General features: G+C 43.0%; 21 protein-coding genes. 12 read left to right on the plus strand and 9 right to left on the minus strand.

Annotated elements, in window-relative coordinates; all coding sequences use genetic code 11:
- The first annotated feature begins 147 nt into the window (after positions 1-147).
- A complete protein-coding gene (locus BTW00_RS06175) occupies positions 148-1,569 on the plus strand; it encodes a glutamate synthase subunit beta (RefSeq protein ID WP_075106697.1) in 1,422 nt (473 codons plus the stop codon).
- 205 nt (positions 1,570-1,774) lie between these two features.
- Positions 1,775-2,986: an FUSC family protein gene (locus tag BTW00_RS06180; protein ID WP_075106698.1), complete on the plus strand. Its 1,212-nt coding sequence runs from the start codon at positions 1,775-1,777 to the stop codon at positions 2,984-2,986.
- An 82-nt stretch (positions 2,987-3,068) separates the two neighbouring features.
- On the opposite strand, the gene BTW00_RS06185 is transcribed toward BTW00_RS06180, so the two are convergent.
- Positions 3,069-4,196: a PotD/PotF family extracellular solute-binding protein gene (locus BTW00_RS06185; protein ID WP_075106699.1), complete on the minus strand. Its 1,128-nt coding sequence runs from the start codon at positions 4,194-4,196 to the stop codon at positions 3,069-3,071.
- A 490-nt stretch (positions 4,197-4,686) separates the two neighbouring features.
- The gene (locus BTW00_RS06190) at positions 4,687-5,526 is read right to left on the minus strand and encodes an HAD family hydrolase (RefSeq protein ID WP_256714016.1); all 840 of its coding nucleotides are present in this window, start codon (positions 5,524-5,526) and stop codon (positions 4,687-4,689) included.
- 380 nt (positions 5,527-5,906) lie between these two features.
- Between BTW00_RS06190 and BTW00_RS06195 the strand changes: the two genes are divergently transcribed.
- The 5 genes from BTW00_RS06195 to BTW00_RS06215 all read left to right on the plus strand — a co-directional run bounded on the left by BTW00_RS06195 (position 5,907) and on the right by BTW00_RS06215 (position 9,128).
- Positions 5,907-6,500 (plus strand): hemerythrin domain-containing protein, encoded by a 594-nt coding sequence (locus BTW00_RS06195; protein ID WP_083603588.1) that lies wholly within the window; start codon positions 5,907-5,909, stop codon positions 6,498-6,500.
- Between the two features lie 252 nt (positions 6,501-6,752).
- Complete coding sequence (locus tag BTW00_RS06200) at positions 6,753-7,061, plus strand: BLUF domain-containing protein (protein WP_075106700.1); 309 nt, start codon at positions 6,753-6,755, stop codon at positions 7,059-7,061.
- 232 nt (positions 7,062-7,293) lie between these two features.
- Positions 7,294-7,785, plus strand: a complete 492-nt coding sequence (locus BTW00_RS06205) for a BLUF domain-containing protein (protein WP_075106701.1) — start codon at positions 7,294-7,296, stop codon at positions 7,783-7,785.
- Between the two features lie 158 nt (positions 7,786-7,943).
- A complete protein-coding gene (locus BTW00_RS06210) occupies positions 7,944-8,402 on the plus strand; it encodes a BLUF domain-containing protein (protein ID WP_075106702.1) in 459 nt (152 codons plus the stop codon).
- 264 nt (positions 8,403-8,666) lie between these two features.
- On the plus strand, positions 8,667-9,128 hold the full coding sequence (locus BTW00_RS06215) for a BLUF domain-containing protein (protein WP_075106703.1): 462 nt from the start codon (positions 8,667-8,669) through the stop codon (positions 9,126-9,128).
- 302 nt (positions 9,129-9,430) lie between these two features.
- On the opposite strand, the gene parC is transcribed toward BTW00_RS06215, so the two are convergent.
- Positions 9,431-11,740, minus strand: coding sequence for a DNA topoisomerase IV subunit A (gene parC, locus BTW00_RS06220; RefSeq protein ID WP_075106704.1), 2,310 nt, complete (start codon positions 11,738-11,740; stop codon positions 9,431-9,433).
- A 781-nt stretch (positions 11,741-12,521) separates the two neighbouring features.
- Between parC and BTW00_RS06225 the strand changes: the two genes are divergently transcribed.
- The 5 genes from BTW00_RS06225 (at position 12,522) to BTW00_RS06245 (ending at position 19,075) form a co-directional block, all read left to right on the plus strand.
- Entirely contained in the window at positions 12,522-14,249 is a 1,728-nt protein-coding gene (locus BTW00_RS06225; RefSeq protein ID WP_058024459.1) for an AMP-binding protein, read from the plus strand.
- A 459-nt stretch (positions 14,250-14,708) separates the two neighbouring features.
- Positions 14,709-16,508 (plus strand): AMP-binding protein, encoded by a 1,800-nt coding sequence (locus tag BTW00_RS06230; RefSeq protein WP_083603589.1) that lies wholly within the window; start codon positions 14,709-14,711, stop codon positions 16,506-16,508.
- Between the two features lie 182 nt (positions 16,509-16,690).
- Positions 16,691-17,407: a ribonuclease PH gene (gene rph, locus BTW00_RS06235; RefSeq protein WP_058024458.1), complete on the plus strand. Its 717-nt coding sequence runs from the start codon at positions 16,691-16,693 to the stop codon at positions 17,405-17,407.
- Positions 17,408-17,526: 119 nt separating this feature from the next.
- On the plus strand, positions 17,527-18,018 hold the full coding sequence (locus BTW00_RS06240) for a hypothetical protein (RefSeq protein ID WP_075106705.1): 492 nt from the start codon (positions 17,527-17,529) through the stop codon (positions 18,016-18,018).
- A 265-nt stretch (positions 18,019-18,283) separates the two neighbouring features.
- Entirely contained in the window at positions 18,284-19,075 is a 792-nt protein-coding gene (locus tag BTW00_RS06245; RefSeq protein WP_075106706.1) for a hypothetical protein, read from the plus strand.
- Between the two features lie 114 nt (positions 19,076-19,189).
- On the opposite strand, the gene hemJ is transcribed toward BTW00_RS06245, so the two are convergent.
- The 6 genes from hemJ to serB form a co-directional block, all read right to left on the minus strand.
- Positions 19,190-19,624, minus strand: a complete 435-nt coding sequence (hemJ, locus tag BTW00_RS06250) for a protoporphyrinogen oxidase HemJ (RefSeq protein ID WP_058024455.1) — start codon at positions 19,622-19,624, stop codon at positions 19,190-19,192.
- A 75-nt stretch (positions 19,625-19,699) separates the two neighbouring features.
- Positions 19,700-20,812, minus strand: a complete 1,113-nt coding sequence (gene bioB / locus BTW00_RS06255) for a biotin synthase BioB (protein ID WP_075106707.1) — start codon at positions 20,810-20,812, stop codon at positions 19,700-19,702.
- Between the two features lie 256 nt (positions 20,813-21,068).
- Positions 21,069-21,575 (minus strand): SCP2 sterol-binding domain-containing protein, encoded by a 507-nt coding sequence (locus BTW00_RS06260; RefSeq protein ID WP_075106708.1) that lies wholly within the window; start codon positions 21,573-21,575, stop codon positions 21,069-21,071.
- Between the two features lie 188 nt (positions 21,576-21,763).
- Positions 21,764-22,156, minus strand: a complete 393-nt coding sequence (gene aciT, locus BTW00_RS06265; protein ID WP_227511582.1) for an AciT family ciprofloxacin tolerance protein — start codon at positions 22,154-22,156, stop codon at positions 21,764-21,766.
- A gap of 283 nt (positions 22,157-22,439) precedes the next feature.
- Positions 22,440-23,447, minus strand: a complete 1,008-nt coding sequence (locus BTW00_RS06270; protein ID WP_075106709.1) for a DUF368 domain-containing protein — start codon at positions 23,445-23,447, stop codon at positions 22,440-22,442.
- Positions 23,448-23,629: 182 nt separating this feature from the next.
- Positions 23,630-24,820 (minus strand): phosphoserine phosphatase SerB, encoded by a 1,191-nt coding sequence (gene serB / locus BTW00_RS06275; protein WP_075106710.1) that lies wholly within the window; start codon positions 24,818-24,820, stop codon positions 23,630-23,632.
- Positions 24,821-25,138: the final 318 nt, after the last annotated feature.

Consider the following 25,138-nt stretch of genomic DNA (forward strand, 5'->3'; position numbering starts at 1 on the left):
GCGTTCCGTTTTTAGAGACGTTTTAACTCACAGGTTTTCAGCAGGTACGTGACAGCAGCGATATATGTCTTAGATTTTAGACAAACAACACATCGCTTGACTGTCGCCACCCACTGCAAAAGAGCCTTATATAAAAGAGATAGTACCATGGCAAAACGCTTAGAAAATAATTTCCAGTTTTTAGATGTACCGAGATTTGATCCAACCAAAAAAGACATTGCAACGCGCTCAACAGAGTTTGTTGAGATTTATAAACCTTTTGAAAACGAAGCTGTTGCTCAGCAAGCGCACCGTTGTCTTGAGTGTGGTAATCCGTACTGCGAGTGGAAATGCCCAGTACACAACTATATTCCTAACTGGCTAAAGCTGGCGACCGAAGGACAGATCTTTCAAGCGGCTGAATTGTGTCACCGTACCAATACCTTGCCTGAGGTCTGTGGACGAGTTTGTCCGCAAGATCGTTTGTGTGAAGGCGCTTGTACCTTAAATGACGGTTTTGGGGCAGTGACGATTGGTAATGTTGAAAAGTACATCAACGATACTGCTTTTGCCCTTGGCTGGCGTCCAGATATGTCCGAGGTGGTTTGGACGGACAAAAAAGTCGCTATCATTGGTGCAGGGCCAGCAGGTCTTGGTTGTGCGGACATCTTGGTTAGAAATGGTGTAAAGCCTGTCGTTTTTGATAAGCGCCCTGAAATTGGCGGCTTATTGACCTTTGGTATTCCTGAGTTCAAAATGGAAAAGGATGTCATGCGCAACCGCCGCGTGATTTTTGAAGGCATGGGTATGGAGTTCCGGTTAGAGACGGAAATCGGTACAGACGTCACCATTGATGAGCTATTGGCTGAATATGACGCGGTATTTATGGGTATGGGTACCTATACGTATATGCGCGGCGGGTTTGCTGGTGAAGAGCTAGATGGCGTTTATGATGCATTAGATTATCTGATTGCCAACGTCAATCGCTGTAACGACTGGGAAAAAGATGCCGAAGAGTACATCGACCTTAAAGGCAAAAGAGTTGTCGTACTAGGAGGTGGTGACACAGCGATGGACTGTAACCGTACCAGTATTCGTCAAGGTGCTGAAAAAGTCGTCTGTGCTTATCGCCGTGATGAAGAAAATATGCCTGGCTCACGCCGCGAAGTAGTCAATGCTCGTGAGGAAGGGGTTGAGTTTTTATTCAATCGCCAGCCTACTGAAATCATTGGCTTAAATGGCAAGGTTAATGGGGTAAAAGTAGTCACGACGCACTTAGGTGCGCCAGATAACCGCGGTCGCCAGCGTCCTGAGCCGATTCCTAATTCTGAAGAGATTATCCCATGTGATGCCGTGATTATGGCATTTGGCTTTAGACCAAGTCCTGCTGATTGGTTCGAGTCGCAGCAAGTGGCAATGGACAGCTCTGGTCGAGTGTTGGCTGCAGAAAAACAAACCTTTAAATTCCAAACGCAGAATCCCAAAATTTTTGCAGGTGGTGATATGGTACGTGGCTCTGATTTGGTCGTGACGGCTATTTGGGAAGGCCGCGAAGCAGCAGAAGGTATACTAGACTTTTTAGAAGTATAATTACCTCGATTTAGATTCCACGATTTATTAGTGGTTTGTGATGTAAACGTCTTTTGTCTTTTATCAGACAAAAGGCGTTTTTTTTGAGTGATGCTTGGTAAATCGAGGCTCGACTGCTAGCATGTTTTTGCGTACCCTATATGCTTTATCGTTTACCTCATTTATCCACTAAAACTCGTTTATTCACTAAAAAGAGTAGCCTTGCGTGAAATCAACCCTTTACCAGCTTATTACTGCTCCATTTACTGAGCCTTATGTTCGCTATCAACATGCCGACGTCTTGCACGCCATTCGCTTAGGAACGGCTGTCATACTGGCGCTACTGGCCAATAAACTCACCAACCTGCCGCATGGTGAGTGGACCACCATTACGGTTTTTATTATCTTGGGATTATTGCAGTATCAAGGCGCTATCTATACCAAAGCCAAAGAGCGTGTCTTGGGTACTCTATTAGGCATAGGTACGGCCCTTGGGGTGCTGTGGTTCATTCAAAATGCAGGTGCATGGCTATGGATCGATTATGCACTTATCGGTATATTAAGCGGCATCATTGGCTATTTAGCCGTCAGAAAGCTCGGATATACAGGGTTGCTAACGGGTATCACTATGTTGATGATTGTCTCTGACTTGGGTCACAACAGCATCGGTCAAGATGGCATCTACCGCGCGCTAAATATCTTACTGGGTACAGGTGTTTCGGTAGCAGTGACGCTGATTTTACCGCTCAAATCAACGTTGATGTGGCGGTTTTTATTGAGTAGTAATCTTGACGCTTGTAGCAGTCTCTATGCTGGCGTGGGTCATCATATTGATGCAGCGGATGGGGTAATGGACAATGCTACTCAAAAATCAAACCCAATGGCCTTTCCTATTAAAGAAGTACCCGTTGATAGGAAGTTGGTAACAGCGCTACAGCAGATCAACAAACGCCTGCTGGCTGTGCGTCCACATATCGCTGCGACAGCAAGTGAGTCAGGAATCGAAAAAGAGACGCTAGAGACAATTCAGCGTACCCATCGTAATATTATCGGAACGATTGATTTATTATTAAGCGCTGCTCCGCGTTTGGCGAATATCGAAATTGATGAAGAAAACCATGTGTTACTGATACATTATCAGCACGAATTGACGCAAGCCATGCAGCATATGGCGGCGGTACTCCGAAGTCCAAGTGATGAAGTGTTTCGCCCGATTACTCGTATTGCTGTGTCAGAATATCCAAGTGTGCAGCACTTAGCATTTGAGTGGCAGGGGTATTTTTGGTTAACACAGACGTTGCAAACCCAGTTGCAGCAATTGAGTGATCTGTTACAAGCCTCTAAGCTACACTGGTTTGCTGCATCTGGGCTGGGTTATCAGCGCCGTGAGCAGCGCCGGATGAAAGAGCAGGGCGGCGAGACAGATTTGCATTTATAACGCACAAAAAAACGCTGACCATTTAGGATCAGCGTTTTTTCTTAAAGATTTACTTTATTTTAAAGGTATTAAACCATGGCTATTAGCGACCCGTTTTTAGCTTATCCCAGTATTGTTGATACACTTGTAGTGCTTCATCGCCCACATCTTCTTGGAATTCCGCTTTGGCTAACACGTCTTTAGATGGGTAAATCGTTGGATTGTTGCGAACGCTTTCATCCATCAGCTCTCGTGCTGCCTGGTTTGGTGAGGCATAACCAATTTCTTCACTCACGATTTTGGCGTTTTCAGGACGCAATAAGTAATCAATAAATTTATGTGCTGCATCAACCTGTTTGGCATTTTTTGGAATGACAAAGTTGTCCATCCACAAGATAGCGCCTTCAGTTGGGTATTTATAAGCTAGGCTCGTTAGACCTTCGTCATTCGCCATGACCGCTTCGCCATTCCACGTCATGCCAAGAGACGTCTCACCTTCGATGTACGGCATACGTGTCGCATCAGAGTTAAACGTTTTGACGTTTGGCATTAACGTTGTAAGCTTGTCGTAAGCCGCTTTGATTTCATCAGGATTGCTACTGTTGCCCGAGTAGCCTAGCGTCAGTAACGCCATACCGAACACTTCACGCACATCGTTGGTAAGCATCACCTGACCTTTGTACTTAGGGTCCCATAGGTCGTTCCAGCTATTCACAGTTGCAGGATCGACACTATCGCCATTGATCGCAAGACCGGTGCTACCCCACATGTACGGTATAGAGTATTTATTGTCAGGGTCGACTTTGGTGTTAGTAAATGACGTATCGAGGTTTTTAAAGTTACTTAATTTAGACTTATCTAACTCTTGCAGTAACCCTTCTTTGGCCATTTTTTCGACATAATAAGTCGATGGAATGGCCAAATCATACTGGCTAGAATCATCGAGCAGTTTAAGTTTGGCGTACATCGCTTCGTTTGAATCAAACGTCGTGTAATTGACTGCGATGCCAGTTTCTTCTTCAAAACCATCCAAAATCTCTTGTGGCATGTATTCTGACCAGTTATACAAATTGAGCGCCTCAGTGCTGGCCGCAGCGCTAGCATCTGCCGCATTGTCAGAATTGCTACAGCTGGATAATGCCAAGCCAATAGCTGCCGCTAATAATGCTTTTGGTACTATACGGCCGATACGAGCTGGGCTGTCTGGACGGGACGATGATAAATGGGTCAAAATACTTCTCCTAAATAAAAATAATGCAAATCAAGAAGTTGATAAAAATAATCAGGCAGTCGATGCCTGATGTCGCTAATAAAACTATTATGGTTATTACTTTGTACAATTTAAAGGGCTATTATCGAGACGATGCTTAGTTATGCTAATAAAGGTCGCTAATAATACTAATCAAATGAGTAATGAAAATTGGTTTAAAGACAGTCAATGCTGAGTGGGTTTTCTAGAGTATTGCCAAGGGTGAGACAAATAATGGCCGTATAGACCTATGCTATTACAAGTATAAGGACAAGCGAAGGTTCAAGCGTCAAATAGCGCCAAGAACTTATAACTTAGAACTTAACATAATAATTAGCTACACCAGAACAGCAAAGGATGCGACGCAATGACTGAGCGCCGCTATCACCGAAGATTCAATGACTGTTGATGGTAGTTCAACGATGCTTTGACAGGATATTGATAGGTACGCAATACATGCTCAAATAAGATTTTATTTGGTTGACGAGGTGGCGTAGAACGGTTCAAGCACTGTCTGTATGCCGTACTCTTCGATCGTACCTGTGACGAAATCAGCACGCGCTATCAGATCAGGCTGCGCATCCCCCATCGCAACCGCAAACCCCACCAAATCAAACATTTCTAAGTCATTCATACCATCGCCAAACGCCATACACTCGCTAACATCTACCGCATAGTATTCGCAGACATCTTTGATACCGCGAGCTTTTGATGCTTCTATTGGCAATATATCTGCACCGATTTGATGCCAATGCACCAGTTTTAAATCATACTGCGCAAAGTCGATATCTTGCATTTTTTCTTGTTGATTATTAAAAAATACGGAGCACTGATAGACGGTATTTGATTTGTAATACTCAGGGTCAAGAATAGAGTTGGGTGTGACAGCATTGAATTCACGCAAACGATCATTTTCACCTGACCAAGCGATATGAGTGGCAGAGTCAAATTTATGAATCAAGTCACTCTGCTGGCACAAACGCACGATTTTATCTGTTTGCTCATCTGACAATGGATAGTGGCTGATTCGGCCAGTTTTATCAAAGCTATACTGTCCATTCATACAAATAATGGCATCCAATATATCTGCATCAAGCAATGCTAAAATATCCTCAGGCAATATGGCCTTGGAGCGCCCAGTTGAAATCACCAACTTGATATCAGTGTCTGCCAGTTGCTCAAGGGTTGCTTTATTATGTTCGGCAATGACGCCGCTGCGACTCAAGGTATCATCGATATCGAAAAAGATGACTTTAGGTGTAGAAACTTTGGTATTCATACTTTCTTGAGCAATTTTATCTTCGATAAACATGGTTGTCCTTTACATTTTGAGCGCTGCTATTAAAGGTAATAGTAGCTGATTACTAATACCTGAGCGACTGTATTATTCGTTTTATCCTACAGGCTCATCAGCCAAAAACGATGAGAGTTTTGACTAGGTTGTGTAACGCATTGGTCTTACGCTATTCACTTTGATGATTCATAAAGTTGCTAACGTATTACCGAAGATACCGTTGATATTCTATGTGTAGTCTATATATAGACTACACTTAAATTAAATATTTTTTAGTTTATCTAATAAACTACTATGTTGTTTTCTGAGCTAAGTTCTTGAAAGAGTATTTATTGATAACGACTCAAGCATTCATAGAGAAAGTTTGAATAAGCAAAGTAATTTATGGGGACAATATTATGACTGCTTCCGCTCAAAACTCAAACGCTCAAGATATAGCAGATGAGGGGCTGCTTGCTCCGACTCCACGTCATCCTGACAGTCGGTTAGAGGTTGATTGGCTGTTTTTATACGAGAAGCTACCGCCCAATCAATGGCTCAGTGCAGATTATATTTATAAGACATCGTTTTGGTTAAGTATTCACGCTGATATACGTAAACGCCAACACACTCTTATCCAAATCAGTGACGCCTATCATGCCGGTGATATTAAATGGTCAGAATACCGCTCACAAATCTCACCACGGATTAATCAATATATTTTTAAGTTACACCAACACCATAATATTGAAGATACCGGCTACTTTCCACAGTTCATTCGCATGTATCCTCAACTAAAAGCAGGTTTTGAGATATTAGATCGTGACCACGTACATTTGGATGCACTACTTAATGAGTTGCAAGTGCTAAACAGTAGGCTAGCATCAAGCAACACTGAAGATAAAGCACTGGGTGAGCAATTGCATCAGCGCTTAATGGATGCCAGTGAGCTACTGTCGCAACATCTCACTGATGAAGAAGATTTGGTGATTCCTATTTTGGGGCTGAATTAGTGTTATAGGGAAAAATAGTTTAGCTTTATTTTTTATCAGACAAGACTACCGCACTAAATGTATCAAAATCTGTAGTACTACGATGTGGCGATAGGAGGAGGAATACGCCATCTTATTGAAACTGCAACGCTGTCTCTCTAGAAAAGAGTGAGAACGGGTAAAAACCTACTAAAAAATACAAAATGTTGTTGATTGTACTTTAGATTAAAGGGTATCTTAATTTAAAGCGGCTTTTGATCATTGAAATTCTTTATGCACAACGTTATTGATGACATCTCAGAATCTGGTACTGAAGTTTTAGAGGAGGGAGATAAAGACGGTGCAGATATTCTGGTTAGCCTCACATATATCGGTAAAAATCGTGAGAAAGATAATGGCATAAAACTGACTCGTACCTTTGAGACGGCACGAAAAAATAACGAAAAAAGCAATATCACTTCAGCGCTTGTCAATAATAGTTATTATTTTATTAAAAACATCGAAAACTCGAGATTTTCAATCAAGGAAAGCTTAGTTATTGTTATTTTGGGATTAAACAATAGTAATTATAGTCAAATATAGATTAGGCTTTTGAGCTATTAGAATAATACAATCACACAGCTTTTACCAACATTTGTAGTAAAATTCGCGATAGTAAATATTGGCGTCCTATTTAATCAAAAAGGCTATGTCATAATTTAAAAAAATAATAATAGATGGTAAAAATTCGGTCAAAACGTAACAATTTCATTGATTATATTTTATAATAAAGTGTATCTTAATTTAGATAAGTATTTTGCAAATAGGGTTCCTTATGAATATTATAACGACAAGCCATACTCCAGAAAATAAGAAAAGAAATGGCGAGCATATTCTTATTCACATGACATATATCGCCAAAAATGTCGAGCTAAATTCAGGAATCGAGCTGACTCGCGCACTTGAGTATTGGCGCAGATATTTTGAAGAAAATGATATCGTTTCAGCTTTAGTTATTAGTGAGGGTTATTTTGTTCAAAGTTTTCAAGGGACAAGGCCTGCTATCAATACTGCCTTGGCAAAGATATTTGACGAGCACTCAACCATCTTTCCTAATATTGTAAACATAGAGGAAATAGAGTCGCGTCAATGGAGTGGTTTTTTAATCAAACATCTCACCTCAAGCGCTGAAGACGAAGAGTATACTTTAAAGAGCTTCTCAGCAGGTTCTGACTATAATCCATATCTAATGACAAGTGCGCAGATTGAAAATTTTTTGAAAACAATTTTTGATGAGAAAAAATCACAAATCCGTGATGTTATTTGACTTTAACTTCGATCTTCTGCAATTAATGGCTTGTTAAGCGATGAAGCAAGTATTTAACTGATGCGAGTGGGCTGTTGTTGTAATTCTGATTGATCAGCAATATTTTGAGTTTAAAGTTTGTTTTAGTTTAGAAAAGTGTTTTGCAAATAAGGTTATTTATGCATATAACGACGAGCCATACTTCAAAAAATAATAATAGAAATGGCGAGCATATTCTTCTCAGTCTCACTTATATCGGAAGAAATAGCGAAAAAAATAACGGAGTAGAGTTAACTCGAATTCTTGAGCGATGGCGCAGAAATAATGAGAAAAGTGATATAACCTCTGCACTTGCTATTAATGATAATTACTTAATTCAAAATATTGAAGGCTCAAGGCCTATTATCAATGAAGTCTTAGCAATATTGATTAATGACTATCCTCATCTATTGTCTCATATCATTGGAGTTGAGGAAATAGAGGTGCGGAGATGGAATGGGTTTTTAACCAAATATTTAACATCAAGCGCTGAAGATGAGGAATATGCCTTAAAAAGCTTCTCAGCGGGTTATGATTTTAATCCCTACTTAATGAAAAGTACTCAGATTGAACATTTTTTGAACACTATTTTTACCTGAGAATTGCCTAAAAAATAGCCTCTGTCAGTGCTATGGTTGAGTGTTCAACACGCCATACCTACAATAAATACTATTTGACAGCTGCATTAATTGTGTAGAAAAATATATATCGAGTCGATAGCTATCTTTAATCTACAGCAATAACTCAGTAGTGACATATAGTAGTGTAGAGATCGTTTAGACTTTTTTGCATTCAACCAATTTTTGCTAAATAGGCTGTATTTGGGTAACGCTATTAAGTGCTAATTTAGAAGAGAGAAGGGAATGATTTCAGACGAGAGAAATAAAAACGGTGCTCACATTCTCATCAGTCTAACGTATATTGGCAAAAACCGCGAAAAAGATAATGGCGTGAAAATGGCTCGTACTTTTGAGATAGCAAGACGAAACAACGAGAAAAGCGGTATAACCTCAGCACTGGCCATCAACGACAACTATATTATTCAAAATATTGAAGGTTCAAGACTTGATGTCAACGAGCTGATAACAAGGATTATCACGGAACGTCCACATCTTTTTATCCATGTTGTAGATATTAAAGAGGTAGAGACACGTAAATGGGATGGATTTTTGATCAGATACTTAACACCAACTCCTGAATATGAAGTGCATACCCTCAGACATTTTTCGGCAGGTACTGACTTTAATCCCTACCTAATGCCGAAAGATCGAATCACAAGTTTTATGGATGCGCTGTTCACAGATGAACTGCTTAACGATATGTAAATGGAGCGTATCTGTTCGCTACAACTGTGTTTTTTCACTCTACTTTTAATCGTTTCTAGTTTCGGTGGCTCTTAGTTTTAATATTCAAATATGGTCAGGCATTTTTCTGCTGTAGTACAAATTTTTGTTCTTGGTAATACAAACCTTTATTAGTACAAAAAAGCCGCCTATACGTTTGTGTAGGCGGCTTTTTGCTGAGAATGAGCTTTGTTTGATTTACCTATAAAGCAGGTCGACTGAATAATTGTTTAAAGTCATGTTTTGTTACTCCTTAATTCATTCTACTGAACTGGGCTTATGAATTATCCTGCTATTTCAACACTCGTTACATTCTGAAAGCCTCGTGGTAACTGCCCACCGCGATTACCACGACTGCCCGTATAGTTAGCCAAGTCATTCGGCTTGAGTGTCACGTGGCGTTTGCCAGCAGTAATGACGAGGCTGTTTTGTAAACTGAGTGGCGTAATAGCCAGCACTTCTTCATCATCTTTCAGCTTAATCAATTTATTACCTTTACCGCGAGCCTGTTCGGGCAAATCATCGAGGGCAAATATTAGTAGATATCCGGCATTGGTTACCACTGCGACATGGTCAGGCGTTATCTCTAACTTGGTGGTCTCGTCGTCAGTGTTATCCGCCATTTTTACTGGCGCATCGATACGAGCGACAGACAGCAAGCGACTATCGGCAGCGAGGTTAATGACATTCTTGCCTGCCTTTTGATTGCTGTCTAAATTACCAAGGGTGTTGATAAAGCCATAACCTTGCGAGCTGGCAAGAATGATGCGTTGATCGTCAGCACCAGTCAATAGCTGCTCAAAGCTTGCACCGGCTGGCGGTTTTAACACACTGGTCAGCGGGTCGCCTTGACCACGCGCGGAGGCAAGGTTGTGCGTATCAATACTATAGCTACGTCCTGTACTATCGAGGACGTAAATTTTCTCATTGGACTTGCCGCGCACGTGCGCTTGATAACTGTCCCCTGAGCGATAACTCATACCAGCGGCATCGACATCATGGCCTTTGGCCGCGCGAATCCAGCCCGCTTTCGATAGGATAGCGGTGACCGGCTCGCTCGGTACGAGGTCTGACTCTTTTAATGCTTGTGCTTCTTCGCGTTCTGCTAATGGCGACACACGCTCATTGCCGTGTTCTTTCATATCGGCGGTGAGCTCTTCAATCATGAGATTGGTGAGACTATCTGGATTGTCCAAGTACTCTTGAATAATGGCGCGTTCGGCAGCGAGTTCATCTTGCTCGCGGCGTAACTCAATTTCCTCTAACTTTGCCAACTGACGCAGACGAATATCTAAGATGGCATTGGCCTGAATGTCAGTCAGGTCATAGTCTTGCATCAATGTTGCTTTTGGATCGTCTTCTTCACGAATGATGCGTATCACTTCATCGATATTGAGATAAGCAATTAGCAAACCTGCAAGGATGTGCAAGCGCTTATCGATTTTATCAAGACGATATTGCAGACGGCGTGTGACCACTGAGCGGCGACAAATGAGCCATTCTTCTAAGATTTCTTTTAGATTTTTGACCTGCGGCTTACCATTGAGGCCAATCATGTTCATATTGACGCGGTAGTTGCTCTCAAGATCGGTGCTAGCAAACAGATGGCTCATAACGCGATCGACATCGACGCGCGTTGAGCGCAATTCTAATACGATACGACAAGCGTTCTCATGATCTGATTCATCATGAATATCGGTAATCCAAGGCAGTTTTTTATCCGTCATGAGCTTGGCGATTTGCTCTTGGATTTTGTTGCCTGAGACTTGGTAAGGCAGCGCGTCAATAATGACTAAATTCTTCTCTTTGGGGTCGATATGAAAAGTCGCGCGCATTTTGTAACTTCCACGCCCTGTTTCATACATCGCCTGCAAGTCTTTTTTGCTAGTGATGATTTCAGCTGGCGTTGGCAAATCTGGTGCTGGTATTGACTGGGTAAGCTGCTTAACAGACAGCTCAGGATTTTTTAATAAACGAATCGCTGCGCGTACCACTTCGTTAAGGTTATGCGGCGGAATGTCAGTTGCCATGCCAACCGCGATTCCTGTGGTGCCGTTTAATAAAATATTGGGCAGGCGGGCGGGTAGAGTGGTTGGCTCTTCCATCGTGCCGTCAAAGTTATCTTGCCAGTCGACCGTGCCTTGTCCCAACTCTGCAAGTAGGGTGTTGGCATAAGCAGACATTTTGGCTTCGGTATAACGCATGGCCGCAAAGGACTTAGGATCATCAGGGCTACCCCAGTTACCTTGACCCGTGATAAGCGGATAGCGATAGCTGAACGGCTGTGCCATCAGCACCATGGCTTCATAACACGCGCTGTCACCATGTGGGTGGTATTTACCGAGCACATCACCGACCGTACGTGCAGATTTTTTTGCCTTAGCAGAGGATTTTAGCCCAAGCTCGCTCATGGCGTAGACAATACGGCGCTGAACAGGTTTTAGGCCGTCAGCGATATTTGGTAGCGCCCGATCCATGATGACGTACATGGCATAATTGAGGTAGGCCTGCTCAGTGAACTCTGCCACTGAGCGAGTATCCATCGGCTCATTAGGAATGATTGGGGCAACAGTAGGATCAATAACATCAGACATAAAATAGACTTCGCTTATGAGTTTTTAATTAGTATGGTTTATATAGTTAGGCATAGTATAGGTGTGAACTGCACCGTATGCTCATTTAGGTTCGGCGCGATATTCACGTAAAAATAAGATAGTGCTATCGTAAAGGATATTGATCCAATTAAAAAGACATGTATCAGAATATACGACAGCTCATGACGTGCTTATACTGGCTTTTATAGACTTTACTTACCATGTCCCCGTACGTGGCTTTTATAGATAAAGTTAAGTATAGTAAACCTAACATTTATTTTTTATTTTTAATAAATATCCCAGAGTGACGGTGCCGAATTAGTGACAAGAATTAGCATATCTCGACCAGGCAGTGACAAAGAGGGAGCTTGCTGTAACTTTACGCCGCTCACTGGGCCAGCTGATGCCCTTGAGAGCATGCGCGAAGGCAGTTTTATTATGTAAATATTGTGTCTAAAATAAAAGAGGTACTGTGGGTAAAATTCAGTGACATGACCAGTTTTTGTTGGTATAAATAATTGATATTAATGAAAATATCAGCCGTCAAGCCAGTTTGAGAACTCGTATAACAATCTTTTGTATTGAGTAGTCTATATAAAGTGTGTATGTTAATGAACAAAGGGCTATTTACCACTACATTGTTTGCTCATCACCTTACGACTATATCGCAGCCTCGCTTGTCATCATGATGGTGAGACTGCGCTCTGGTTTTTCGTCTGTTTATCACACTGTGATTTGCATGAGCTGACGGTAATGTATTATTACTAGGAGAGAAAAGATTATGGAAGATCAAGGTAACCTGATTCGTCGCAACGACAAAGTATGGCTCAAAACATACGAAAAACTTGGCATTCAGTATGATATTGATATGCCGCCAGCCAACACCTCATTGATTGATATCATTGAGCAAAACTTTATCAATCATGCAGGCAAAACGGCGTTTGTCTGTATGGATGTTAAGCTGTCTTACGAAGAGTTGGACCTCTATAGTAAACAAGTTGCTGCTTACCTTCAGTCATTAGGGCTACAAAAAGGCGATAAAGTGGCAGTAATGATGCCTAATATTTTGCAGCTACCAGTTGCGGTGCTAGGGGTGCTACGTGCTGGTATGACATTGGTCAACGTCAACCCACTTTATACCACCAAAGAGCTGTCACATCAGTTAACAGATTCAGATACCAAAGTTTTGATTTTGCTTGAGAACTTTGCCAAAACTTATGAAGATATCGGTCAAGGCTTAGTCGATCATGTCGTAGTTGCCTCAATGGGTGACATGATGAGTCCGCTCAAGGGCTTTATTGTCAATGCCGTGGTACGTCACGTCAAAAAAATGGTGCCTGATTATCATATCAAAGGCAGCGTCAAGTTCAAAAAAGCAATGAACCTTTTTTCTGCTAAAAGCTATAAACGTCCTAACAATATCAGCCTCGATGATGTCGCTGTACTTCAGTACACGGGCGGTACGACAGGGGTGGCCAAAGGCGCTATGCTAACGCATGGTAACTTGGTGGCTAACTTGATCCAAAGCGATACTTATTTAGGCGATACTTTTGACAAGTTTGAGAAGAGTAATGAGCAGCCAGTGATTATGACGGCTCTGCCGCTATATCATATTTTCTCGTTTACGGTCTGCGGTATGTTTGGTCTATATCGTGGTTGTATCGGTCTGCTAGTACCAAACCCACGTGATCTACCAAGCCTTATCAAAGCATATAAAGACTATCCACCAGCGTTTTTCCCAGCAGTAAATACTTTGTTTACTGCGCTTGCCAATAACGAAGAATTCCAATCGCTAGATCATAGCAAGCTTGAGATGTCTATGGGCGGCGGTATGGCAGTACTCAAAGACACGGCGACCAAATGGGAGCAGGTAACGGGCAATATCATCGTTCAGGGTTATGGTCTGTCAGAGACCTCGCCAGTTGCCTCAGCGAACCCACATGGTACGGGTGAGTTCTCAGGAAACATCGGCTTGCCAATGCCTGCCACTGATATGGCTATCTTGGATGAAGAAGGCAATGAAGTGGCCTTGGGTGAGCGTGGTGAGATTAGTATCCGTGGCCCGCAGGTGATGAAAGGCTACTGGAAGCGTGAAGATGCGACCGCTGAAGTCATGACTTCGGATGGTTACTTTCGTACTGGCGATATTGGCGTGATGGATGAAGACGGTTACTTTAAGATTGTCGATCGCAAAAAAGACATGATCTTGGTATCTGGCTTTAACGTTTATCCAAACGAAGTAGAAGACGCCATGTCGACACATCCAAAGATTTTGGAATGTGGTGTGATCGGTATCGATGATGAGAAGAGCGGTGAAGTACCGAAGATTTACGTGGTACGTAGTGACGCCAGTCTGACTGCTGATGAAGTCATCGCTTACGGTAAAGAAAACTTAACTGGCTACAAACGTCCTCGCCATGTTGAGTTTATTGACGAGCTGCCAAAATCGAACGTCGGTAAAATCTTACGTAAAGACTTACGAGCACTCGAAGAGAAAAACCACGGTTAATCTACGAAGGCTTATGTTTAGATAGGGTTTTATCACTGGCTATTTATAAGTACCTCTATGATTGATTGCTACTTGTAATATGCTGAGTAACCAGATTTAGTTATTGTTATAACCAAAATGATAAGGTTGTCTCGTGCTGCCTTGTCATTTTTTGTCTTTGTGCCTGTTGTGCCTGTTGTGCCTGTTGTGAATAGTGGGGCATAAGGAGTATAGATAGAGAATTTTTAGTAAAACTGCTATAGTGCCAGCCAAGAGGTTTTTGCATTTATTTATAATAGAGTGATGATTTTACTCAATATGACTTGCAAAGCGATTATTATAAAAATGATATAGCTACGCTGACCTGTGAGCTCATTTAATACGATTTCACCATGCTGCATCAAACATTACACCATCAAAAAAAACAGAGTTTTTATATAAAGTATTCTATGTTTTTAACAGTAATATTTAAGGAAAATTATGACGGACAATATCAATAAAGAGACAACAGATAATAACGCTGGCACTAGTGATAAAGGCAATGCATCTGAGTATATTTATCAAGACAATGCATTCCCTACTATGCCGACTATCGCCAGTGACAGTCCATGGTTGAGCGCTTATGAGCGTTATAGCATTGATGCTACGATTGAGATGCCAGAGGACAGTACCTCTTTACTTGATGTGTTTGAGCGTAATTTTAACCGTTATGGCCAAAAAACGGCCTATATTTGCATGGGCGCTTCGATTAGTTTTAAGCAATTGGACCTATATAGCCGCCAGATTGCCAGTTATTTGCAATCGCTAGGGTTGGTTAAAGGCGATAAGGTTGGGGTTATGATGCCCAACCTCTTACAGTATCCGATCATCGCGTTAGGTGTCATTCGCGCCGGTATGATACTCGTCAATGTAAACCCTTTATATACCAGTCGCGAATTGTCCCATCAGCTCCATGACAGTGGTGCCAAAGCCTTATTCATCGTTGAGAATTTTGCGAAAACCTATCAAGATGCCGAAGATAAAGGGCAAATTGAGCATGTTGTCGTCTGTAAGATTGGGGATATGCTGGGTACGGTCAAAGGGGTCGTGGTCAACCTCGTCGCTCGTCATATCAAAAAAATGATTCCTCCTTATCGAATCCCAAATAGCGTGAGCTTTAAGGAGGCATTGGGCGCAGTCTCTGCCAGTAATTATGAGCGTCCTGAGTTGAACTTGAGTGATGTGGCATTACTACAATATACAGGCGGGACGACAGGCGTGGCGAAAGGGGCAATGCTATCTCATGGCAACTTAGTCGCCAATATGCTACAGGTTAGTGCACTGATGAATAGTGCATTCGAAGATGATATAGACAGCAGAGATGTCATCTTGACAGCACTGCCGTTGTATCATGTGTTCTCATTTATGGTATGCGGTATATGTAGCATGTACCAGGGTTATACAGGCTTGCTTATTCCTAACCCGCGCGATCTCGATGGGCTTATCAAAGAGATGGGTAAATACAAACCTTCTTTTATCCCAGCTGTGAATACGCTATTTAATGGCTTAGTGCACAAAGACAGCTTTGCAGACCTAGATTTCTCTAATCTAAAAGCCTCTATCGGCGGTGGTATGTCCGTATTGCCGAGCGTTGCCAAAGAGTGGCATAAAATCACAGGTCTACCTATCGTTGAAGGCTATGGATTATCTGAGACGTCACCAGTCGTTGCTTTTAACCCAATGACCATCGCAGAGTTTACTGGCAAGATTGGTATTCCTGCACCTAGCACCGATGTCGTGCTCATCGATGAAGAAGAAAACGTCGTCGCGCTGGGTGATCGCGGTGAGATATGCGTCAAAGGTCCACAAGTGATGATTGGTTATCAAAACCGTCCAAAGGAAACAACCGAGTCCTTTACCGCTAGTGGTTACCTAAAAACCGGTGACATTGGCATCATGGACGAAAAAGGCTTTATCAAAATTGTTGATCGCAAAAAAGACATGATCTTGGTATCTGGTTTTAACGTGTATCCAAATGAAATCGAAGAAGCCATGAGTGAGCATCCAGCTGTGGTAGAGTGCGGTGCCATTGGCGTTCCTAATGATGAGCGCGGTGAAGAGCCAAAACTATTTGTGGTCAAAAAAGGCGATGTCACCGAAAAAGAGCTGCTTGAGTACGGCAAAAAACAACTGACTGGCTACAAGCGTCCGCGTCACATACAGTTCGTCGACGAATTACCAAAGTCGAACGTTGGCAAAATCCTACGTAAAGAATTGCGTAAGATGGAAGGCTTAGAATAGCCTCTATCGTCCATTATTGCCTAACTGACGGCGCAATGGCGGGCGTGAATCTTGCCATTGCGCCGCTGTCACGTTAGGATATCTTAAGATTTTAGTCTACCAGATACCTGTCGGTCTGCTTATTAGCCACTGATAGCGTACTTTTATGACACTGCTTTTATAATATTGTACTAGGAATTTTTATGCGTATTGACAATCGTGAACTTGACCAACTTCGTTCTATCAGCTTTGAGCGCCACTATACTAAGCATGCTGAAGGGTCAGTATTGGTCAGTTTTGGCGATACCAAAGTGCTATGTACGGCCAGTGTCGAATCTGGTGTACCGCGCTGGCTCAAAGGTAAAGGTAAAGGTTGGATAACCGCCGAATACGGTATGCTGCCACGCGCAACCAATACTCGCAATCAACGCGAAGCGGCTCGCGGCAAGCAGTCAGGCCGTACGCAAGAGATTCAGCGTCTGATCGGTCGTAGCTTACGTGCCATGATTGATTTAAGTAAGCTTGGTGAAAACACCATCTATCTTGATTGTGATGTATTGCAAGCGGATGGCGGTACTCGTACGGCCAGTATCACTGGTGCGGCAGTTGCACTGATCGATGCGTTAGAAACTATCCAAAAGAGCAAAAAACTCAAAGCTGATCCGCTGATTGGATTGGTTGCTGCGGTTTCTGTTGGTATGAAAGATGGTGAAGCTTATCTGGATCTGAACTACGAAGAAGACTCTAGCTGTGATACCGACCTAAACGTCGTTATGACTCAAAAAGGTGAGTTTATTGAGCTTCAAGGTACTGCTGAAGAAAAGCCATTCACCCGCGCTCAAGCAGACGCTATGCTGTCATTGGCTGAAACAGGCATTGCTGAATTGATTAAAATGCAGCAGACTGCACTTGGCTGGTAGTCTGGTATTTAGATAAAACTTGCTGTCTTTATTTTTAGTTTTGATAACTGCCTGTTAGTCTCTGATAGGCAGTTTTTTCATAAAAAACACTTTTTACATTTCGCAATAGGTAACAATGCATGCTCAAGCTGACTGATGATGGCGCCAAAATCACCTTACAGGGTCAGCCGAATAATGCTGACAACGGTATGTTTTGGTTTGGATCTGCATTACTGATAGGAGCGGTGGCAGTTGCTATGGCAATGAGCTTATTGTCTGAGCGATTGGCTATCGGTGCGCTGGCACTGCTTATCGTTGGTAGTTTTATTTTTAACAAAAAACGTCAGCAGCATAAAAAAGCCATGAGTGGCATGATTAGTAGCGGTACATTATGGGTGCGAGCGGATGAGTTGGTACATGACAATCTAGGCAAACGTGAACATATTCATTTGACTGACGACGATAAAGTTGTGCTTATCGGTGATGGGCTGCAGATTGTCGGTAGCAGTGAGGCACGCAAGTATCATATTACTGGTTTTGAGAGTGCCCAAGAGGCGAAAGTGACTAAAGCCATATTAGAAGGGCAAGCACTGACAAAACGCCACGTAAATATTAAAATGAATAGTGATTAGTATTTTTACGCCTCAGTCGCTTGATTCATCAAAAGTCACTCCAGTCTCTATCCTATCTAACACCACCGTGCTTTGTCTTCTTTGACCCTTCTGAACGCTCTTCTTTATTATGACCATTCGTCATGATTTTTATACCGTCTATCGCATATCTAAGGTGAATAGTTCTTGCAGATGCCTGTCTAAATGGTTTATAAGTAAGATTACAAAATTCAATCTTCACTATTATCCATACTGTCATTGATACTTTTTTGATCAGGAGTTAGTCATGTCGCGTTTGCCTATGTCGTCAGTCGCAGCGTCGTGCAGTTTGTTATTATTCACTTGTAGCATACAAGCCCATGCAGATAGTATGAGTGCCCTTATCGCTCAAAAGTCCGTCCAGTCTGACTCTAGTGCGCGCTATATGTCTTCTTATCCAGCAGTTCCCTCCATCAAAGTCAGTACACACTCTACCATTCGACGTGCTCATTCATCTCGAAGCGATGCAGCAGTTTCGCCAGCATATAACAATTACTCTAATACGAGCAATGATGGCAATCAGTCAACGATGAACAGCACCTATCGTTACCCTGAAATTCAGCGTCAGTCACCCACCGTGTTGCCAGCATTTTTATCAGGGAGTTATGACAATGTCGATAGCGAGTATTTACCGCTATTGAGTAGTGCGGAGACGCAAAGCAGTATGGCTGCCCGCGAAGTGGTCAGCACGGCACGTAAAATGGCACTGAATGAGCGGACGATTATCAAAGGCGGCTGCTGGGATTATTTGAATGCGGTGTTTAATCGAGCGGGAGTTTCGCGTAATACCATACATAAAGGCACGTATGCGCAAGGGCCTTATGCTAGTAGCAGTGAGATTGAGGCAGGTGACTGGCTTTACTATATCAATCATGGCTACAATGGCATTGAGCACAGTGGACTGTTCGTCGGTTGGGTGGATGAGCGTGCTAAGCAAGCATTGATATTAAGCTATGCTGGTGAAAACCGCCGTGAGCCGGCGCGTTATCGTGTTTATGATTTGAGCAATGTCTATCAAATCATGCGCCCTAGTGTTTGATCTATAATATTTGGTAGACAGTCCAAAAAACGAATAAAAAAGCGTCCGTCACTTATGGAAGTGGCGGACGCTTTTTATTGGTAGGTCATCAGTTATAAGCATTTCGACTGGATTTTAGAATGGTTTAACGACCACTAAAATGACGATAATCACCAAGGCAAAAACAGGTACCTCATTAAACCAGCGCCAAAACTTATGGGATTTATAATGAGGGTTATCAATCAGTTTTTTGCGATAAAATCCGCAAGCGCCATGATAGCCTGATAGCAGTACGACCAATAATAGCTTGACGTGTAGCCAGCCTTGGGTTTTATAAACATCCCAGCCCAGTCCTAACATCCATAGACCGAATATCCATGTCGCTATCATCGATGGCGTCATAATACCGCGATACAGCTTGCGCTCCATAATGGCAAAGCGCTCATGGCTGATGCTATCGTCACTCATCGCATGATAGACAAACAGACGCGGCAAATAAAATATCGCCGCAAACCAGCAGACCATCGAGATGATGTGTGCAGCTTTAATCCAGTTAAAATAATCTGCCATTACTTAATCTCTTATTATCAGCCGTGTAATATCAGGCTTGTTTTCATACATTTTTGTTAGCCGCACACAGCCAAACTAATCGGCCAATACCATCTGCGATTGATGACCGCTCATCGCATCCATCACAGGCAATACTTTGGGCGCTCTTGGTGCGGCAAACTGCTTGGTGAGACCAAGCTCACGCATGAGTCTGTCGTCGCCTGATTGACTGGCATTACCCGTCGTCAATAACTTGTCGCCATAAAAGAAGGAGTTAGCACCCGCCATAAATGCCAAGGCTTGCTCTGAATCTGATAAGCTTTCACGGCCAGCAGACAAACGCACATAACTAGTCGGGCAGCAAATACGTGCCACGGCAATGGTACGAATCCACTCTAGCACTGATAACTGGCCTTCTGCCAATACTTTATCGCCAATCGGTGTGCCTTTAATCGGGACTAGCAGGTTAACAGGAATCGACTCAGGGGCTTTCGGCATTTTTAGCAGCTCATGCACCCAATCAATACGGTCGTCCCGGCTCTCACCCATACCAACGATGTTACCACTACAAACATTGATACCAGAGTTGCGTACGTTTTCGATGGTATCTAAGCGCTCATCATAGCTACGCGTGCTGACGACTTGCTCGTAATAGCTGCGCGAGGTATCTAGGTTATGATTGTAATAATCCAGTCCTGCATCCGCGAGTTGCGCCGCTTGATTGGTATCGAGCATACCTAACGTCATGCAAGTCTCAAGTCCTAACGCTTTGACTTCTTTGATGAGCTCGACCACATAAGGCATGTCTTTGGCGCTTGGGTGTTTCCATGCAGCACCCATACAGAAGCGAGATGAACCGGTTGCCTTGGCGCGTTTGGCCGCGGCGATGACTTTATCCACTTCTATGCGTTTTTCTGCCTGCAGTTTCGTCGTATCGCGATGATGACCTGATTGTGAGCAATAGCCACAATCCTCAGGACAGTTACCCGTCTTAATAGACAGTAGCGTACTGATTTGTATTTCGTTAGCGACAAAGTGCTCTCTATGAATGGTCTGGGCTTTTAACAACAAGTCCATCAAAGGCAAATCAAACAACTGAGCGATGTCGTCACGACTGTATGTGTGAGCGGCTTTGTGAGTATCAGGTTGGCTGAGTAGGTCAGTTGTGCTATCGGCGTTTGGTTCAGAGATGCTAAGCAGTCCTGCCATAAGGTAAATCCTTTTATAAAATTAAATGGTATCAGGTAATATCAATGTATGTGTCTATTGTCATTTATAAGGTAATAAAAAAGGTTGCCGTATAGTATACCGCAACCTTTTTAGAAAATCAGAACACTGCTAGAGAGCATGTATAATTGTCACAATAGCGCACATAAATAGCAACTATCTAGTTGATCCTATTTCAGCCATTTTACCAGTGAATATCATGCAATGCATTACTCATTTATAGGAAAGGATCAGCTATTTACTTGCCCAATTTATGCTTAGCAAAACCCACCCAGTGCTCAGCAAACTTCTGTGCTTTATACGCATAAGGCTTGGCTTTTTGGAGGTAGGGTTTACACTCTTCTGGAACAGCTGGCACGATATGCTTAGCAAGTTTGTTGAACCACATCATTAGGCTATAGTCACCCTCGATGCTTAATTTGCCTTCTTGCACGGCAGTCATAAATGCAGGCAAGCTACCTTTGGTCAATAGCTTGACGCCTGTCATAGAATCTTTGAAAGTAATGGTCAAATCTGCTTCTTTTGCATGACCACTTTGTTGACTAAATTGTCCATTATCAAAGCGAAAAGAACGCGCGATATCAGATTCGGTGCTGGCAAACTCAATCGTGACATTACGATCAGCAAAGAGTGCTTTGACGTCTTCGTTATCGCTATCAGCGAGCATGGACAGACGATAGCCAACCACGGCTAGCAGCGCATCTAATGGGTCAGACTTGATATCTAATACAGGAATAGTAAACATAGTGGAACTCCTAAAGGTAGGGCATAAGAATAAAGCGTACTTTATACCAGTTTTTATGATAAATATATAACTAGATTATAAACTACTGAGTGATTTCAACTCTTTAGGAGTTAAGTAGAAAGCGTTAAGTATCTTGTAACATTAGATGTCACTGTTATGGGTAGGGTATTCATATCAGTATGGCAGTATCAATGAAAGCGTGGCTTATAATCATCATCGTAAACAGGCGTATGTTCGACATAGCGAGCCGCTTCTAACTCACGCTGCCGACTGACTGCATGACTCACATCCTCGTAGCGTAGTGCTCGGTATAGTACCCAGCCGGCCAAAGGTAACCAGCTGATTCCCATCGCGATGACGTAACGGTGCCATTCCGAAAGCGCAGACAGCATCGGACGACCTACCAAGATATTCTGTATCATCTCAACAGCCAACCAGTAGACCATACCACCAAATAGATATAGCAACAGCCAACGCTGCGATGATAGAGCGAGCGCCACGATCATACCTGCCAGTAAGCTATAGCCTAGCCATGCTGAGCTGCTCCACATCTCTACGCCAATAAAAGAAAAAATAGTCATTGCCATCATTCATCTCGCTATTCATAAGGTGAACTCCAATGAGACTATTATGGAAGGTTGTTGAGCAAAGCTAAAGAGGCGCTAGGCTACTTTGCGACAACCGTTGACGTTTGATTTTTTAGATTAAGGTTGCTTTTTTTTGGATAGCTTGTACGATTTTTAATCGTTAGCTGGTAGGCTAAGCGCCGCAAAAAAGGGCGCTTATATTGGGGAGGGTAGGAGCCGTTGTAATGGTTCAAACAGAGGCTTTTTAATCAAATATTTACACAGGGAGGATCAACAGTTAAGCCTTATTGGTCCGTCTGCCCCACCAAGATAGTAACGACACCAAAATAGCACCGAGTAGCATAAGACCAACTGTGGTCAGCCAGTGGGGACCAGTAGGATACTGCCATGGCATAACGTTATTGATCGCCTCGCTGTTAAGAGCGCCTAATACATCTACTTTCCACGGCCATACCTTGACCAAAGAGCCGGCAATAAAACCGGTCAGCAATGCCAAGGTGGCTTGATAGTAGCGGGCTAATAACCATTTTAGAGCACGGGTAAATAATAACAATCCAGTTGCCATGCCCGCCATCACAGTTAATAGTACCGTAAAGTTAAGAGTATGCACGGCTTCCAATACGGTATCGTAGGCACCTAGCAACAACAATATAAAAGACCCTGAGACCCCAGGCAATATCATGGCGCAAATCGCAATCGCGCCTGCAAAAAATAAGTACGGTAAGCTAGGTGTCGCCGCGAGTAATGGCAGACTACTAATGACCACAGCAGCAATGAGTCCGGCAGCAAACAGCGCCACACGTCCTATATTCCAGCGCTTAATCTCACTTAATAAGATAAATACCGTTGCGACCACCAATCCAAAAAAGAATGACCAAATAAGCAGTGGCTGATTGTCTAGCAAATATTTGATAATACCAGCCAAGGTAGCAAAACTCGTCGCAATACCAAGTATCAAACACAATAAAAATGTCGCATCAACCTGTCGCCAAACCGCAATCAGTCCTTTGATTCCGCCGTCTTGTCGAAATATCTGCCAAAGGTTGGGGCCAATGCTACCGAGTGCATTAATCAGGCGCTCATAAATCCCTGCAATCAATGCAATAGTGCCACCAGAGACACCAGGAACGATATCAGCAGCACCCATCGCCATGCCTTTGATATACACACCAAGCAGCTCTTTTGGGTTATCCGTATGCACAGGGACAGAGACAGGGACCTTGCTTGCGTCTAATGGCTCTGCTACTGACGGCTGGTTTGGCCGTGGGGATTGTGGTGCCGTCATGAACAGTCCTTTATTATCTGAGAATAAATGTTATCTAAAAATAAATATCTGGCGTTATTACAACGAAACGTACTTAAAAATTAAAGCAACATCATTTTATGAAACATGTGCTAACGCATAAAAGCTGGCTTAATGAGACAGACATTAACCCAGCTTAACGGATGATATAGAATACTTAGCGATTACTGAGTAGGAGCGAGCGCTGGATAGCCAAGTGCATAAAGCGTCCCTTCAAGTCCTGTCACATTGATCGCGGCATCAGCACGTGCTTGCACGATGGGTTTGGCATGATAAGCCACTCCTAAATCGGCAAGCGCCATCATCGGCAAGTCGTTGGCCCCATCACCGATACAAACCACTTGAGACATCTCCATACCTAAGCGCTCAGCAGTATGCTCGACTATAGCGGCTTTTTTGGCACCATTTATAATGGGCAGCTGTATGTGACCGGTCACTTTTCCTTCTTCGATGTCTAAGGCATTGGCATGGACCTCATCAATACCCAATTGCTCAGCAATATAGCGGGCAAAGTAAGTAAAGCCACCAGACACCAGTACCGTATGGTAGCCCAAGGCTTTTAACGCACTGATGGTGGTACGGGCACCGACCGATAACGTCAAGCGGCTGCAAATATCATCAAGCACATCGGTAGAGATACCTTTTAATAAGGCCACGCGCTGAGCAAATGATTCATCAAAGTCAATTTCACCACGCATCGCCGCCTCAGTAATGGCTTCAACTTGCTCACCAATACCAGCCGTTTTTGCCAGCTCTACAATGACCTCTTGTTCAATCAACGTCGAATCCATGTCAAAACAGGCAAGCTTGTGAGTACGCAGCATATGACCGACCGATAGGATGTGACAATCGACGATGTCTAGATTGCCTGTACTATCCGCACTGCGTGTGCGGTTGTATTCTTCAGACAAGTCATGGCGCAGACGAGTGGTCAGCTGATCGTCAATGATGTGAGCGGCGGCGGTCTTTTTGCCAGGGTGCATCAGCGTATCGGTCACAGGTACCAACAAATAGCGGTATACTTGAGCATTGGTAAAGGGTAGACGCTGTGCATCGGCTGCCGTTGGCTCTGTATCAGAGACCGTAATATTAACAAAGCTCGCCTCAGTATCCTCAGCGACCGTCACCAAATGCCAACTTGGCTGTTCATCGACCCAAGACTGAACATATTGATGAATGTCCATCGCTGATACTTGAGTAGGCAGCACGACAATGAGCGCAAAAACAGGCAGCGACTGTAGCGCATCAAAATCTCGCAGATTGGTATCATCAGGTAATAATTCTGCAATAGAGTCGACGGCTTGTTGCCATGCTTTGCTGTCTTTTGGTAACGAATAAGATGTATTTTTTGGCATGGCTCAATTGTCCCTTGTATGCTCATATAAGATTGGGAATAATAACAGTTTTACTGAGCAGCGCCTATAGATGACATGCAAAGTATCATGGGTGTCCAAAAATGCTTATCAGCGCCTAAAATCTGCTGAAATACAACAAAGTTATTATGATAAATTTATAAATCGACTAACGCTATAAGTCTTATTATGGTGATATAGTAGATGAGATAAACGGACCACTTTGATAATAATGCTGTGGCAAAAATAGCAGAGATAATCATGAGGCAGCGCGCGATAGTATCATCGTTCAAATTTAGCTCAATAAATAAGTGTCATTTT

This window comes from Psychrobacter sp. C 20.9 (assembly GCF_001921765.1).
GTDB lineage: Bacteria > Pseudomonadota > Gammaproteobacteria > Pseudomonadales > Moraxellaceae > Psychrobacter > Psychrobacter piscatorii_B.